The following is a 16,253-nucleotide window of genomic DNA, read 5'->3' as shown; positions in this document are numbered from 1 at the left end:
GACTTGGTCGCGGTATCTTGTATCATGGATTGTATCCTGAGATCCCGCGATCAAGTCGCGGGATGACATTCGAACTCCCTACCTCATTATATACATAATAATTGATATAGTAACTACCGAGAAAAAAGTAGTAAATGTTATAATCGACGCCATAGAATCAGGATCACCGTCAAGCTGACGAGATAAAACATAAGCCGTACTCGCACATGGAAGGCAGCTATATAATATTCCTACCGATCTATCTAATCCGTCAATAGACATTAACCATAGTACTACTACACTAACTAGAGGAAATGCAACTAATTTAACAAAGCTTGTAAACATTACATTATGTAAAAGCTCTTGTCTAATAGTAAAATTAAGCCCTGCCCCAACATTTAACATACCGATAGCTAAAGCGGCATTAGAAAGGCTATCTAACGTTTTCTTAAGCCCTAAATGTAATTCAAGATTTGAGTAATTAAAAACGAATCCTACTAAACTTGCGATAATTAACGGATTACGCACAATTAATTTCATCATTAAAACAAAACTAGTTCTAATAGTATTAGTAACGGATTTATTAGGGATATAATAAGCGAAAATCATTACCGATAAAATATTGGTAAAAATAATCATATAAGAAGAAATAACAGCGACAATAGAAAGCCCACTAGGACCAAGCAAAGGGCTACTCACCCCAAAAAAAATGTAGCTATTATAACGAATTGATCCTTGAAAAATGGAAGTAAATTGGACTTTATCTATATTGTATTTTTTTTGGTAAATTATAAGACCGATTGATACAAGAATAGTGGATATAATAAGAGCCACTACTAATTTAATTATGGATGCAACGCTTAAGTCGGCAGTAGATACGTAATTAAACAGCATGGCAGGAAATAGTACAAAATACGATAATTTCTCAATACCACGCCAAAATTCTTCTGAAGTTAACCATTTATTTTTGATAATACTACCAAGAAGCGTAATTAAAAAAATAGGTAACGTACTACAAAAAATTTCATTCATTTGTTAATAATGTCATTCCTGCGAAAGCAGGAATCCAGAAAATTATTCTATTAAATCTTTCCATTCAGGATTAGTTTTTTCTATCAATTCTATTTTCCAGCTACGCTTCCACTTTTTTAATGCTTTTTCTCTAGTGAGAGCCTCTTTAATATCAGTAAATTCTTCTGTATAGACAAGCTTTATAATATTATATTTTGCTGTAAAACCCTTTACTGTCTTTTGTTTATGCTCATAAGCACGACGTATTATATTATTGGTGACACCAATACATAAAGTACCATTTCGATTAGAGCATAATATATCTATTTATTTTTACTGGATTCCTGCCTAGGCGGGGATGACATATAACCTACAACTTTTCTTCAATTAATCTCATCGTTTCTTTTATACCGTAAAGCTTTATAAAAGTCCCAAGTCTTGGACCTTCATTCTGCCCAAGCAATATTTGATATAAATCTTTGAAGTAATCACGCAGATTTTCATACCCTGCTTTCATTCCTATATCATATATTGCTTTCTGAATTGCTTCAGCCTCGGTTTGATCAGATATATCAGATAACATATCTAATATATCACGTAAAATAACCTTATGCTTTTCAGAAGGAGCTAAATATGATTTATATGCTTTAATAAAGTCATTATAATATCTTATAGCAAATCCTGCTAAGTGGTCAAGGTAAGGAGTAGTATTTGGGGTTGCTTTTGGCTCATATTTGCTAATAAATCCCCAAAGTACCGATTTATCCGAAGGATTACACACAGAAGTAAGATTTAAAAGCAACGAATAGGTAATTCCAAAAGTCTCAATTTTTGGGACATTTCTGTGATGTATGTGATAAACGGGGCTTGCAAAACGCTTTGCCCTATCCTCTTCTAAATGATATTTCTGATTAAAAGTAATATATTCATCAACATTTTTAGGAATTATATCAAAAAACAAACGCTTAGCTCTAGTCGGATTTTGATACATAAATAATGCCATACTTTCAATAGGAGCATATTTAAGCCAATCATCCACACTAATACTATTACCTTTTGATTTCGAGATTTTCTCACCGTTTTCATCTAAGAATAGCTCATAACATAACTGCACCGGTGGCTTGCCTCCTAGGATTCGGCAAATTTCCGAATAAAGACGAGCATTTGCCAAATGGTCTTTACCATACATTTCGTAATCGACTTTAAGAGCAGCCCAACGCATACCAAAATCTGGCTTCCACTGTAATTTACAATGCCCTCCCGTTACCGGTACTTCTATATAATTACCGGCATCGTCTTTATACGTAACTGTCCCTGCTTTAGCATCCCATTTTTCTATAGGTACTTGCAGTACCTTACCTGTTTTCGGGCATATAGGCATGAAAGGTGAATAGGTAGCCTTTCGCTCTTCTCTAAAAGTCGGTAGCATCAGCTCTATTATCTCGTCATATTTCTCAAGCACTCTTATTAACATCTCATCAAACATACCGGCTTTATAACAGTTAGTACTACTATAAAATTCATACTCAAAGCCGAATTTATCAAGGAATGAGCGAAGCTTTGCATTCATATAATGCCCATAACTTTCACATTCTTTGAATGGATCAGGAATAGAGGTAAGTGGCATATCCATATACTGTACTACCATTTCAGGGTTTGGGATATTACTTGGCATTTTACGAAGCCCATCCATATCATCGGAAAAGCAAATTAGCTTAGTCGGAATATCGGATAATTGCTCAAATGCTTTCTGCACCATCACCATACGAGCATTCTCACTAAAAGTACCGATATGAGGTAAACCTGAAGGACCGTAACCCGTTTCAAATAATACATACCCCCTCTCAGGAATTTTACCGTTTAAGCTGTCTAATATCTTCTTAGCCTCGACAAAAGGCCAAGCATTTGACTTAATAGCATCTTCCCAAATTTCTGACATTTATTTTTCTTGCACTTTAATTAATAATCAGTGACAATATACTAAATTTATTTATTTGTAAAATATCACTTGAATTTTTTACGATTTTGAAGCATAAACTAGCGTCATTGCGAGGAGCAAAGCGACGTGGCAATCTCGTCAAACTTCCTGAAATTGCCACGCTCCTTTCAGTCGCTCGCAATGACATTAAGAATAAAAAACCCATGCCATTTAATACTATTATAAATTACATCCGAAAAGATAGCTATAAAGTTCTACATTTAGGGCTGATTGCAATTTCTATAATAGCACTTGCTACCGCTTATATTGCTGAGTATATATTCCATTATACACCCTGCCCTTTATGCGTTTACGAGAGATTTCCCTATTTAACGCTAATCAAAATTTGCTTAACTGCTTTAATCATCAGACAGTTAAGTAAGTATACTTTAATATTCATTCTCCTAACTATCCTTAGCTCTTGCATATTATCAACCTATCATAGCTTCGTAGAAAGAGGGATAGTACAACCCAGTAGCCTTTGCTCATCAATGATCCGTATCCCGAAAGGCTTGTCTATACAACACATCAAGCAAATGTTTTATAGTCAGCCAATCACTTCCTGCACTAAACCCGCCATCAAAATCCTTGGTATTTCCATGACGGAGTATAATCTGCTCTTAAATATCGGTCTTCTAATCTGTTTACTCCTCGTTTGGTTTTATCCAAAATCTAATAAATAGTTAAAATTTGGTCATTATAAGAAAGCTTTGCTTGCATAGATTAGAAGTGCGTGTGATACCATCCCAACTTTGTTGCATGGATACTAAATCATCATTGCGAGCGAACATAGAGAGCACAGCAATCTAGAAAAAATAATAAAAATTCTGATTTACAGAATTTTTTACTGGATTGCTTCGTCAATTGCTATGCAATTTCCTCGCAATGACGACTCGGTATCCACGCAGGCAATGCCTATGCGGGAATGATATTACTGCAAATATTAAATTTGATTAATCATTAATTAAAAAATTAATATTTAGTTTGCAAAAATTAAAAATATTATGTATAATGCTCGCACGACAAAATAATATTTAAACTTAAAAAGGATATTTATATGATGAATCAACAAATTAATACAAAACTTCCAAACGGAAGTACAGTTTTACATAATGCGGCACGTATAGGAAATGTAAATAATGTTAGACTTTTACTTTCACAAGGGGCAGATGTTAACGCTACAGACGCAGAAGGTAAGAAACCTTTAGAATATGCTTCTAACCCAGAAATTAAAGAATTATTAATTAATTCTGCTAATGCACGCTTAGCACTTCCTGAATTTAAAGCAGAACAAAGACTTGCTGAGATGAAGAAAAATATTAAAAATGAGGACGATAAGAATAAACTTAATTAATGGATTAATTATGAATCCTGAATTTTATTCTGATATGGATGAAGCTACCATAGCGAAATTAATAGAAAAGCTTTTTAATTACAATATTAACGATAATAATCCCGTAACAGCTCTGGTAGCAGCAGCATCAATAACAACAACTACTACAGTAACACCGCTAGAGGAGGATGTACGTGCACCGGATCCTGAAAGATACGACACCTTAATTGAAGCCGAAGACAACCGTACACCGCTTAGTATAGCAGCTTCAGCCGGGAATGCAGATATTGTTAAAGAATTAATTGAGAAAGGTCATGATGTCAATGCTAAGGATGAAAAAGGAAATACAGCTTTATTTTATGCAAGCACTAAAGAAATAGCTCAAATTTTATTAGATAAAGGGGCAAGTTTTGAAGTTGAGAATGAGTATCTATACTCACCTATACATTATGCAGCAATAATAGGAAATAAGGAGCTTTTTACTTTTTTACTTGAAAAAGGAGTGGATGTTAATACTAAAGATGGAAATGGGCGTATACCTATACATTATGCAACTTATTCTAAACAGCACGAAATAACTCAAATTTTATTACAGTCCGATAGTGAAATTGATACAGTAGATAATTATGGCGGCACACCTTTTTTCTATTTACTACTAAAGCATGAATCAGGTCAAAATAAGACGTTACTGGACTTCTTTTTAAATAATAACGTTAATCTTAACATTAATGCGTGTGGTGAGTCAATTTTTAATCATGCGTTACAATCAAAAGATAAATGGTTACTTGAGAAGTTAATATCTAAAGGTGTTAATATAGGAAAAGGCATTCTATTTGCGTGACCCATTCGATCACAGTATAGAGGAGCTTGTAAAGATAGGTGTTGATAAAGAAACGATAGTTTACGCATTAAAAAAATATAATTCTCATATTGATGAGCAAATAAAAATTAACACTATACAAAAATACTTAGGTGAGAAATCAGCCAAAGATTATAAAGACATGAATGTTGACGATTATAATTATGATGCACCGACTCAAGAAGAGTTAGCAAAAAATACAAAAGAAACATTATTAAAGGATATTATGCAACGTCTTCAAAAAGGTGAAGATAAGGATGGTATTATTAATACAATATTTGAGCTTAGTATTGATAGTGCTACAAAAGAAGAGTTAATAGATAAAGTTATAAATTATGACTTTAATGATAATAATTCTGTAGCAGCTCCGGCGATAGTAGCTTCAGTAGCGGTCACACCTGCACCGGTCGGTGGCTACACAAGTACCGACTCGTGCCATAGAGGAAACAGAAGACAGATTATCTGCCGATATAAAAAAGCGTCTTTTTAATGGTGAAGATCCCATGAAAGTTATGAGCTCATTAGAATACTATCCTGATATCTCGCCAACGAAAATAGAAGAATTAACAAATTATATTTATTTGTACTAGTTAGGAGTTGATCTGACAGTAAGAAGTTGTTGGGTACAAAAAAAAAGATATACTCGTACCCGGCAAAAATTTAACAACCTCTAAAAAAAGGAGACTGTCAGATGACAATATACCAACAAAAAATAATAAAGCCAAGAATTGGTTTATTACAACTAGCAGAACAACTAGGTAACGTATCGCAAGCATGTAAAGTAATGGGTTATAGCCGAGATACATTTTACCGCTATAAAGAGCTTCATGAACAAGGTGGAGAAGAAGCGCTATATGAGATGAGCAGAAGAAAGCCTTGTTTAAAGAACCGAGTACCAGCAAGTGTTGAAGATGCTATAGTTAATATTACAGTTGAATATCCCGCTTATGGTCAAGAACGTACAGCTAATGAGCTACGCAAGAAAGGAATAATTATTTCAGGAGGAGGCGTAAGATCAGTTTGGCTTCGTCATGATTTAGAAAATTTTAAGAAACGCTTAAAAGCTTTAGAAAATAAGGTAGCAAGCGACGGTATTATTCTAAATGATATACAGTTAACAGCTCTTGAAAAAGTAAAAAACAAACGTGAAGCAAGCGGTGAGATTGAGAGTTTACATCCCGGTTATCTTGGTTCTCAAGATACCTATTATGTAGGGAATATAAAAGGTATAGGACGTATTTATCAGCAAACTTTCGTTGATACTTATTCTATTGCTATTTGTAAACTTTATACAGAAAAAACAGCTATAACGAGTGCAGACCATCTTAACGATAGGGTTATACCATTTTTTGAAAGCTATAATATTCCTCTGGTTCGGATATTAACAGATAGAGGAACGGAGTATTGTGGCAAGCCTGAGCATCATGCTTATCAGTTATATCTTGGTATTGAAAATATAGATCATTCTAAAACTAAAGCCTATAGTCCTCAAACTAATGGGATATGTGAACGATTCCACACAACTATGCAAGAAGAATGTTATCACATTTTATTCCGCAAAAAGTTTTATTCTACATTAGAAGAGCTACAAACTGATATAGATAACTGGCTTGTAGGTTATAATAATGAAAGAACTCATTCAGGTAAACATTGTTACGGTAAAACGCCAATGCAAACTTTTAAAGATTCTCTTTATATTGCAATTAATAAAAATATTGATAATATAGAGACAATATCAGACAACTTGACCTTAACTTATCAAGCTGCCTGATTACTCAATACTGTCAGATCAACTCCTAACTAGTACAATTTATTGAATTATAATATCTCTTTCTGTTCTTTCAAAGAAAAACTTAGTGGTTTTAGGTAGTCTAGTACTACCTTACCACTATCTAGTACTATAAGCCTTTTGCCGTAATTTACGGCATCTTCCAAATTATGCGTGATCATAACGGAAGTCATCTTATGCTTCTCAATAATCTCTGCTGTTTTTTTCATCACTTCCAAAGAAGCTTTCGGATCTAAATTTGCCGTATGCTCTCTAGAAATAATATTTTAGGCGGATGAGCTATGCTAAGGGCTAGGAGTATAATCTGCTTTTCTCCGCCGGAAAATTTACCTAACGACTGTGAAAATAAAAGCAAAAAGCGTTTAGGCGAACCTGTAAGCTCTAACACCTCGCTACTTGTTAACCGTTCATTACTAGGGCATCTACTTTCCCATAGAGTAATATTGTCCTCAAGCGTTAGCTCGGTAAATAGCCTTTCTTCAGCCTTTTGTGTTAATGTAACCAGAGTAGAAGCTTTCTTAGCTTTAGGTATTTTATCGATTCTGATTTGATCTAAAAATACTTTCCCGCTAGTCGGTTTCAAATAACCGGCAAGTATTTTAGCTAAAGTAGACTTACCGCTACCGTTATGACCCAATATTACAACAAACTCTTCTTTAGCAATATTTATAAGTAGTTTCCGCAATTATAGGCTCACTTCTTTCCTTAACTTTGAACTGTATCTTTTCTGCATATAAATAAGGTTTCATAATTTTGTCTTTTTAATTGAAAAACCGTGCTAGGTGTCATACCATGGCTTGACCACGGTATCTAGAAAAAAATTTAAAAATACTGGATACCGCGATCAAGTCGCGGGATGACAATAAGTTTATTGGATTCCCGCTTTTAGCTAGGAATGACATTACAGTATTACTTCTTACCCACCGTACTCAATGAAATAAACAATACTATCCCTAATATAAGCTTAAGGTTTATGGGATCAATGCTAATCCGGAGTAAACTACTAAGAGCAATAAAGTAAAATAATATATCTATAAAACAAGAGAATATCTCTTTAAACGCATTAAAATTATTAGCATGGATTAAAATATGATGCCCTATAACAATTGCACCGATACCGACTAGTGCTACCCCAAAACCCATATTATTATAATATCAGCAAAACCGTTTACTTGTGCAGATAGAGTACCGGTTAAAGCAGCAAGGCAATTACTTATGCTAAGACCGATAGTATGGTAAAGCTCGGCAGGTTTTCCTAAATTAATCAGTAAATCTTTATTAAAACCAAAAGCTCGTAGCAATAAACCGAGCTTACCTTTCAATAAAATTATAACTGCAAATATAATAAGATAATTGATTATTATTAAAGGCACTAACCAATTTTCGAGATCTAATATAGATAACAGAGTCGGCATACCAAGAACCGATATATTAGGGCACTGCATAATTTGTAAGTTCACGGAATAAAGCATAAAACTTGCAAGTATTCCGGCTATAAGTCCGTTAATACGGTTATTCTTCTACATAAAACTAACTATACTGCCGATAATTCCCCCTGCTATTACGGCAAATATTAATGCAGGAAATAATCCAAATGAAAGGCTACGGGCAAAATACCACTGCACCAAGCACGCAAGTACTGTCTACGGTAAGATCGGTAATTTTCAGAATTTGATAACTTAATACATCCCTAAAATAAGCGGCAGCATTATTAAGGATTGCTCAAGAGCAGCAACTAAAATGTTCATGTTACTACTCTTCAAGTTCTTTACGAATAAAAGGAATTACGGATAAATTTTCTTTAGTAAGAATATCTTGTTTAACAAAAGATCTAAGATTAACAAATAAAGTTAAGGCTTTCATATCTCCAAATGGAATATTTTTCGGTTCTATTCCTTGCAAGATTTTTTTTGCCATTAAACCTGCTTCTACGCCTATTTGCTTTTCTTGCACTCCTACAGCAATAGTCGCGCCCCGCTAATTACCGAACCTTCATCGGAAGCAATGATCGGAATACGGCGTTTAAATATTGCATAAAGTTGTTGCACGGCTTGAAAAACCCACTCGATGTCATTACCGCGTAGGTGGGAATCCAGAAAAATAACCTCAATATGGATACAGGAGCTATATGAGCATTTCCTTCTCGGTTTACAGTTACTTCACCAAGACCGACTAAATCATGTTTTAAATCTAAATCTGGATATCTTAATTTTATATCCTTAAGGAATTTACATAATTGCCCTATTTGCTCTTCAGGAAAATCACTTTTTGCATCATTAATAAGCATATTCCCAATATCAAAAACTTATTAACACCTATTTCTCCTTTCCAAATACTCTTACCGGCATAAAAAGCTTGATCTGTTAAATCATTATGATATTCTTTTTGAGTCCCATCCTTATCAATTATGTAATGAACACTTGCACCTCGCTCATCCAATACTTCACGAGCAGACTTAATATCCTTGCTTACAGAATTAAGTAATTACTACACAGGTAGGTTTTACTCCTTCCGGTCTTGGAGCCATATATTTACCGTTTGGACTATTTGTATTACTAATACCGTTATTTTCTATAGCTTTACTTTTACTCATAAATTTCCTCCAATATATTTAATAATTGTTAATGGTTCAGAATTTACTAAACCTTAACAAGGGTTAATACTTTGGCAATGCTAAGTCAATGAAAATTTAAATATTATTCACAAGGTATCGATACTGATCTGACAAGTTCAATTATTATTTTTCTAATATTTGGATTTTGTACTCTAGTAAATGCTCTAGTTAACGATAAAAGTTCTCTTTCCATAGTCCTTGATAATTCTTTATAATCAAAAGAGACGTCATTTTCATATTGCCCTTCTTCTTCAGCAATATTATTTAAGAAATCACTTTCTATTTCTTTGAATAGATATTCAATTTTATTATTAGAAGTATTTTCATCGTCAGTTTTTAACTTTTCTTCTTCAGAACTATTAAAGAAATATTTTAAAGGCGTATTTAAAACTTTTGCAAAAACATATAACCTACTTATAGGTATATTACTTAAACCTTCTTCATATTTTTTAACTTGGAGAGCACTAATGTCTAAAGCTTGCCCTAATTCTTTTTGGCTAATATCTACAGCAAGACGTCGTTCTTTTAAACGTTCACTTGCGAGTTTGTCCGGATGTTTTATTGAATCATTCATTTTAACAATAAGCTTAAATTATTATAAATTAATTATTATAAAGTCTATTCAATTTTAAATGTAGTATATATATTACTTTATATTTAATCAAGTAACTTTATTAAAAACTTAATATAATAATGCTAAAACCCTTTAGTTATCAAGAATCAAGGCTAATAAATAATTAATTAAAAGTATAAAAACGATGAGTAATAGAATAGTAAAATTACTGAATTGCGAGAATATAGTAGGAGAGATTAGTTTTTTAGGAATTAAACCTTGGGTATAATTTATTTCATTTAGATTTAGTTTTTTTATTGTTCTGCCAAAAGGATCTACTATAGCTGAAATACCGTTATTCGCTACTCTAATCATAGGTAAACCGTTCTCTACAGCTCTACTTCTACTAATATGAAAATGCTGATATGGACCGCTTGATTTACCATACCATGCATCATTTGTAATATTAATTATTACATCGGCTATTTCATTATTCGTCTGTACAAAATCAGGAAAAATAGATTCATAACAAATTAAAGGTTTAATTTTAAGGTTATATTTTTCAAGATAAACAAGCCCTCCGTCTCCTTCTTTATAATCAATTAAACCGTGAGTTAATTTTTTAAACGGTAGTATCTTTTTAAGAGGCATATACTCACCGAAAGGTACTAAATGTGATTTATGGTATTCAAATAATTTATGATCATTTTTATCAAGAGCATACATAGCTGAGTAAAGTTCAAACTCATCACCTTGTTTTTTATTATCCGAGATCCCTCCTGTTATCAAAATAGCATTTGTAGAATTTAGCATTTTTAATAATTCTGATTTAACTTGCGGTATATCATCAGGTACTACTAATGCTGCTTCAGACCAAATAATTAAATCGGTAGGTTCCGAATTTTCCGATAAATTAATATGTAGCATTAAATTATGCCAAAATTCTTCTTCATTCCATTTTTCGGTTTGAGGGATCGAAGGCTGCACTAATCGCACTTTTATATCAGTGAAATTTGTATGGTTATTACTTAGCCTTACTGCTCCGTAAATGACAATTACGGTTAATACTAGGACTGAACTAGCTAGTAATATTTTTAACTGAGTAAATTGCTTGCTAAATAAAGGATAAGCGGAAGTGGCAATATATATAACTATAAAACTAAGCCCATATATCCCTATTATACTTAAAGGCTGTATTAAAATATCTGAAAACGAAAAAGCATAACCGATCAAATTCCAAGGAAGACCGGTAAAAATCCATGAACGTACCCACTCAAATAATACCCAACATAAACAGAATATAAATTGGTAATATTTATTATTTTTAGCAAAAAAACTAAGCGTGCAACTTGCAGATATAAAGAAAGCTAAAACTATAGGTAGTCCAAATAACGCAAAAGGAATTGCCCACCAAAAATCTATAATATAAACGCTAACACCGATACTTATCCAATATATTCCACTTAAAAAATGCCCAAAACCGAATAAATAACCAAATTTTGCAGCTTCTTGCCAATTTTCGGATTTTTGAACTATATAACATAAGTAAGATAACGTTAATAATGCCGGTATAAAGAAAGTCGGAGCAAAAACTAAACCGCTTAACATACCTAGCAGTAAACACATGATTTTAGGTTTATACATTTTTATCGATTATTTGTTTACAAAATAATACATCATGCTATCATTTCAGCAAGTTTTAATATAATGAGTAAATAAATGACTACAGGGTTACTACAAGGAACAAAAGGCTTAATTACAGGTATTGCAAATAATATGTCAATATCGTGGGCGATTGCACAGCTTGCTAAAAAACACGGTGCCGAACTATGGTTTACTTATCAATCGGAAGTACTAGAAAAACGAGTTAAACCGCTTGCTGAGGAAATAGGTTGTAATTTTGTTAGCGAACTTGATGTTACGCATCCAAAATCAATTAGTAATTTATTTGATGATATAAAAGAAAAATGGGGTAGTTTCGATTTCTTACTTCACGGTATGGCTTTTGCCGATAAAAATGAATTAAAAGGACGTTATGTTGATACTAGCTTAGAAAATTTTCATAATTCTTTACATATATCATGTTACTCTCTTTTAGAACTCTCAAGATCCGCAGAAGCCTTAATGCATGACGGCGGAAGCATTGTGACATTAACTTACTACGGTGCTGAAAAAGTTATACCTAATTATAATGTAATGGGGATTTCTAAAGCTGCACTTGAGGTTAGTGTAAAATATCTAGCAAACGATTTGGGAGAAAATAATATTAGAGTAAATGCTATTTCGGCAGGACCTATCAAAACTTTAGCATCTAGTGCAATAGGTGATTTTAGTACTATGCTTAAATCTCACGCTGCAACCGCACCGTTAAAACGTAATACTACCCAAGAAGATGTAGGAGGAGCAGCAGTATATTTATTTAGTAATTTATCTAAAGGTGTTACCGGTGAAATTCATTATGTAGATTGCGGTTATAATATTATGGGAAGCAATAAATTATTGTAGGAATTGATATCATTCCCGTGAGGCATTGTTACGTGGACCAGTTTTCGTCATTGCGAGGAAAATTACGGAGTAATTGACGAAGCAATCCAGTAAAAAATGCTAAATTTAGCATTTTTTTATTATTTTTTTTGGATTGCCACGCAGCCTATGGCTGCTCGCAATGACGATTTGGTATCCACGCAACAATGCCTTCCCGTGAAAGCGGGAATCCAGTAAAACCTATAAAAAACAAGAAGTTTTTTATAGGTTTATTTTTTCAAATATGTAACGTAATATTTATATCAATATTAAGGTTATTTTTTTCTGGATTCCTGCTTTCGCAGGAATGACATACAAAACCGCGTAATAAAATTACCCCTTAGTATGACTTCTTTTTTTGAGGTGTTTAGATTTTGCCTGAGCCTTTTTAACCTCTGACGGCAATGTGCCAGATTATTTAATCTATTTAACTCTTTTGAGATTTATTTTAACTGTTCTTGTACTTCTATCTTTAAAGGAGTATGAGAATTTTTAATTTCACTATTTATTATTTTTCCTATTTTCTTAAGATTTTCTTTAGAAATGGAATATGATTTTGTACCTATATAATTAACAATCTTTGACCACCAAGTTTGTCTTTTATGTAATCCGTGATATATTAATCTACTAAATCATTTTTTTTGAATGTTAATATATAATCAGAAGCTCCTTCTAAGGATTTAGATAAATGCCTTTTTATTTCTCCTCGTCTCTTATCTTCAATATTTACCTTTTTGTCTTTCTCAAGTGTTGTTATTGCTTTTTCAATTATTGAAGATATCTTAGTCTCTTTTCCTTCATTTGCTTTATTTTCTAAATTTTCTTTGGTATTAAAATGTATATTGGTTCCTATTTTAGCATCTATTAATTGTTTAACATACTTACCGTTAGGATCTTGTATTTTTCGCTCTATCTCAGCACATTTTAAACCTAATTTTGTATATATCTCTGATCCCCCCTTGGAAAAGTGGAGTATATAATAAAAAATTAACACTTTGGGCTATTCTACTATCTACTAAATCTTTAGGATCTCTTTTGGGATAAAATTTTTCTTGTAAAATACGATAATGATCTAATATTTCCTGTGTTATATCTTTTATATCAAGAGATTGTAATTCCCCTTTAGCATTAAATTTTGCTTTCATACCTGAGCGTTTTGCTTCCAATAATAATATTTCTTGAAAAACTTTATTATTAGGAGTACGACAAACAAAATTAGGATCATTATCCGGCATGAATTCATTTGCATTTTCCATTATTGCTTGATTGAGTTTATGTAATTGCTCTTTATTAAGCTTTTTATCTAAAAAACTTATAAAAGCTTCTCTTTGTTTTTGCTTACTTGCAGTACTAAAAGCCTGCTGCATCTTTTGCACAACACCAAAATCAAAATTTTCGTTACCTATTTCTTTGATAACTAAATTTACTAAATTTTTTGCTTCAGTATTCACTATTTCTTTTTTATTTTTTGTAGCCATATTTAGTATTAATCTAACCTATAATTATTTAAATATTAATTATAGATTAAATTAACTTCTAGATGTTTTTACTATATGTTATAATCAAAACTTTAAGATAGTACCTAGAAAGTCATACTAGGCATTCGCTATTTCCTAGAATTTCTATTGATTCTATTGTTTCATTATTTGATTGACTATGCATTACTAAATCTAAAATATTTGAAGCTACTAAATTATTAATATAAACACCTTGTACATCATTTAATACATAATCCACCACTAATAATTTAGAATCAGCAGAAGTTCCGTATAATGCCATTTTTTCCTCAAATAATTTTTTAAATATATCTAATTCAAGTAATTCTTCACATACAGCATGTTCTTTAATATCTCTACTTACAAATAAACCCATTATGCTTAGTGCTAAACTATTTTTAATATAAAATTCTTTTAAGCATTCAATACAACTCTCAAAAAAATTTAGTTTTTCAAAAGGAATTTTGAAATCAGGTAATAATTCTTGATATAATTTTCTCTGCAATTCCTCTTCTTCAATTAGTTTTTCAAAAGGAATTTTGAAATCAGGTAATAATTCTTGATATAATTTTTTCTGCAATTCCTCTTCTCCAAATTTTTTCAAATAAAAATTATCAATTAATAGCTTGTAAAGCTCAAGTACCCCGTTAGGAAAGTTAATTTTCAAAGTTCCTTTTTTATCAATTTCTACAGTAAACTTGTTTCCTTTTGCTTCTAAATATATTAGATCTCGAAATATACTATCCTCTTTTGTTCTACGAAGTAAAAAAGCTGAATCTTTAGAATCAACTAAATCTAAAGCATGTTCCATTATTTTTTCATTAAGCTTATGTAACCTATTGTTAGATACCATCTGTTCTACATCTGCTAGAAAAGATTTTTTATCATCTACTTTTAATTTCCTTAAATTTTCTAGCACCTCTAAAGTTATTTCTCCTTGTTGAATTTTTTTAATTAACTCATAATAGTTGCTAGATTCTACTGCTTGATTTTTGTATCCTAACCCAGAATCAACATTGAATCCTGCTTCTTTCTTTTGATCTAATCTAGGATATTCTTTTTTAATTTCTCTAGGTTTACGAATACAAGAGATCATAATTTCTTTTAACTTCATATAATTTATTCCTTAAATTAAAAAGGTACATTATATTTAGTTAAAAAATATTAACAAGCACTTTATAAAAGATTAAGATAAATTAATTTTTATTGAGGGGGTGATGCAATAATGCTTTTTTTAGATGATTAGTTTGAAGATGAGTATATATTTGGGTAGTGGATATATCAGCATGACCGAGTAGTTCTTGAATAACTCTTAAATCTGCTCCGCCCTCAAGCAAATGACTTGCAAAACTGTGACGTAATATATGCGGAGAAATATGCTCAGGGTTAAGTCCTGCATAAAGGGCGGTAGATTTTAACAGAATCGCAAAATTTTGCCTAGTCATATAACCCGCTAAAGCTGATGAGGGAAATAAATAAATTAGATTTTTTGGTTTAGCTTTATTCACAAAAACATCTCTAACTGCAAGATATTTAGCAATACTGACAACTGCCTGCTCGTTTATTACTATGACTCTTTCCTTATTACCTTTACCGAGTACCGAAAATATTTTTCTTACTTCTCCTTTAGACGTTTTATTAGTCAGAATATCAGCAAGCTTAAGACTAACAAGCTCCGAGACTCTAAGACCGCTGGCATAAAGCAAATGAATCATCGCATTAAGTCTGATCCCTTCCGGCGTAACGTCTTTGGAGCAATATTCAAGTAGCGATTTAATTTGATCTATAGACAATATTTCGGGAAGTTTATTTTGATATTTCGGTAAATCTATGTTAAGAACCGGATTAAAAGCGGTATGGTTTTCGCTAATTAAAAATTCGTAATAACTTTTTATAGTTGAGATTTTTCGATTGATAGAACGAGCTTGCAAATCATTACCCGCTAAATACTCAATCCAATCTCTAATATTTTCCGTAGTGGTATTTAATTCTGATATTTTTTGTTTAGCAAGATAATTTTGAAAATCGAATAAGTCACGCTTATAGCTAAGTATGGAATTTTTTGATAATGCTCGCTCGGCTAAAAGCATTTCTAGGAATTGCGCAATAAATTCCATA

General features: G+C 32.1%; 13 protein-coding genes and 5 pseudogenes. 6 read left to right on the top strand and 12 right to left on the bottom strand.

Translation table 11 applies throughout. From position 1 onward, the window contains the following. Nucleotides 1-78: 78 nt before the first annotated feature. The 3 genes from AB1146_RS05710 to AB1146_RS05700 are packed head-to-tail and all read right to left on the bottom strand — an operon-like array spanning nucleotide 79 to nucleotide 2,929. Entirely contained in the window at nucleotides 79-1,011 is a 933-nt protein-coding gene (locus AB1146_RS05710; RefSeq protein WP_010423299.1) for an AEC family transporter, read from the bottom strand. 42 nt (nucleotides 1,012-1,053) lie between these two features. After that, nucleotides 1,054-1,317 carry a GIY-YIG nuclease family protein gene (locus AB1146_RS05705; protein ID WP_083831860.1) on the bottom strand — a complete coding sequence of 88 codons (264 nt, stop codon included), beginning with the start codon at nucleotides 1,315-1,317 and terminating at the stop codon, nucleotides 1,054-1,056. Nucleotides 1,318-1,360: 43 nt separating this feature from the next. Next, nucleotides 1,361-2,929, bottom strand: coding sequence for a lysine--tRNA ligase (locus tag AB1146_RS05700; protein WP_010423300.1), 1,569 nt, complete (start codon nucleotides 2,927-2,929; stop codon nucleotides 1,361-1,363). A gap of 203 nt (nucleotides 2,930-3,132) precedes the next feature. Here AB1146_RS05700 and AB1146_RS05695 point away from each other — a divergent pair, with 203 nt between their 5' ends. From AB1146_RS05695 to AB1146_RS05675, 5 genes are all read left to right on the top strand, one after another. Further along, on the top strand, nucleotides 3,133-3,651 hold the full coding sequence (locus AB1146_RS05695; RefSeq protein ID WP_010423301.1) for a disulfide bond formation protein B: 519 nt from the start codon (nucleotides 3,133-3,135) through the stop codon (nucleotides 3,649-3,651). A 374-nt stretch (nucleotides 3,652-4,025) separates the two neighbouring features. Next, on the top strand, nucleotides 4,026-4,322 hold the full coding sequence (locus AB1146_RS05690; protein WP_232203622.1) for an ankyrin repeat domain-containing protein: 297 nt from the start codon (nucleotides 4,026-4,028) through the stop codon (nucleotides 4,320-4,322). Nucleotides 4,323-4,332: 10 nt separating this feature from the next. Continuing rightward, nucleotides 4,333-5,142, top strand: a complete 810-nt coding sequence (locus AB1146_RS05685; protein WP_355403718.1) for an ankyrin repeat domain-containing protein — start codon at nucleotides 4,333-4,335, stop codon at nucleotides 5,140-5,142. Then, nucleotides 5,135-5,650 (top strand): hypothetical protein, encoded by a 516-nt coding sequence (locus AB1146_RS05680; RefSeq protein ID WP_010423306.1) that lies wholly within the window; start codon nucleotides 5,135-5,137, stop codon nucleotides 5,648-5,650. Before AB1146_RS05685 ends, AB1146_RS05680 begins: the two co-directional genes overlap by 8 nt. Before the next feature lie 201 nt (nucleotides 5,651-5,851). Continuing rightward, on the top strand, nucleotides 5,852-6,931 hold the full coding sequence (locus AB1146_RS05675; protein ID WP_010420735.1) for an IS481 family transposase: 1,080 nt from the start codon (nucleotides 5,852-5,854) through the stop codon (nucleotides 6,929-6,931). Between the two features lie 47 nt (nucleotides 6,932-6,978). Here the strand turns inward: AB1146_RS05675 and AB1146_RS05670 are convergent. From AB1146_RS05670 to lnt, 6 genes and pseudogenes are all read right to left on the bottom strand, one after another. Next, nucleotides 6,979-7,698 (bottom strand): annotated as a pseudogene (locus AB1146_RS05670) (ATP-binding cassette domain-containing protein). Between the two features lie 160 nt (nucleotides 7,699-7,858). Beyond that, nucleotides 7,859-8,697, bottom strand: a pseudogene (locus AB1146_RS05660) (ABC transporter permease subunit). Nucleotides 8,698-8,701: 4 nt separating this feature from the next. Then, nucleotides 8,702-8,976 (bottom strand): annotated as a pseudogene (locus AB1146_RS05655) (ABC transporter substrate binding protein); the annotation flags it as partial. An 86-nt stretch (nucleotides 8,977-9,062) separates the two neighbouring features. Continuing rightward, a pseudogene (locus tag AB1146_RS05650) lies at nucleotides 9,063-9,542 on the bottom strand (N-acetylmuramoyl-L-alanine amidase); the annotation flags it as partial. 103 nt (nucleotides 9,543-9,645) lie between these two features. Beyond that, nucleotides 9,646-10,137, bottom strand: a complete 492-nt coding sequence (locus AB1146_RS05645) for a helix-turn-helix domain-containing protein (protein WP_010423320.1) — start codon at nucleotides 10,135-10,137, stop codon at nucleotides 9,646-9,648. Between the two features lie 132 nt (nucleotides 10,138-10,269). After that, nucleotides 10,270-11,760, bottom strand: coding sequence for an apolipoprotein N-acyltransferase (gene lnt / locus AB1146_RS05640; RefSeq protein WP_355403714.1), 1,491 nt, complete (start codon nucleotides 11,758-11,760; stop codon nucleotides 10,270-10,272). A gap of 75 nt (nucleotides 11,761-11,835) precedes the next feature. Here lnt and fabI point away from each other — a divergent pair, with 75 nt between their 5' ends. After that, nucleotides 11,836-12,621 (top strand): enoyl-ACP reductase FabI, encoded by a 786-nt coding sequence (gene fabI / locus AB1146_RS05635; RefSeq protein WP_010423322.1) that lies wholly within the window; start codon nucleotides 11,836-11,838, stop codon nucleotides 12,619-12,621. A 351-nt stretch (nucleotides 12,622-12,972) separates the two neighbouring features. On the opposite strand, the pseudogene AB1146_RS05630 reads toward fabI, so the two are convergent. From AB1146_RS05630 to xerD, 3 genes and pseudogenes are all read right to left on the bottom strand, one after another. After that, nucleotides 12,973-14,117, bottom strand: a pseudogene (locus tag AB1146_RS05630) (DUF5410 family protein). Between the two features lie 112 nt (nucleotides 14,118-14,229). After that, nucleotides 14,230-15,249, bottom strand: coding sequence for a DUF5410 family protein (locus AB1146_RS05625; RefSeq protein WP_010423324.1), 1,020 nt, complete (start codon nucleotides 15,247-15,249; stop codon nucleotides 14,230-14,232). Nucleotides 15,250-15,331: 82 nt separating this feature from the next. After that, a complete protein-coding gene (xerD, locus tag AB1146_RS05620; RefSeq protein WP_010423326.1) occupies nucleotides 15,332-16,252 on the bottom strand; it encodes a site-specific tyrosine recombinase XerD in 921 nt (306 codons plus the stop codon). Nucleotide 16,253: the final 1 nt, after the last annotated feature.

Origin of the sequence: Rickettsia helvetica (genome assembly GCF_963970025.1) — a bacterium.
Classification (GTDB): domain Bacteria; phylum Pseudomonadota; class Alphaproteobacteria; order Rickettsiales; family Rickettsiaceae; genus Rickettsia; species Rickettsia helvetica.
The sequence above is the reverse complement of the archived record's forward strand: the minus strand, read 5'-3'. Positions and strand labels throughout refer to the sequence as shown.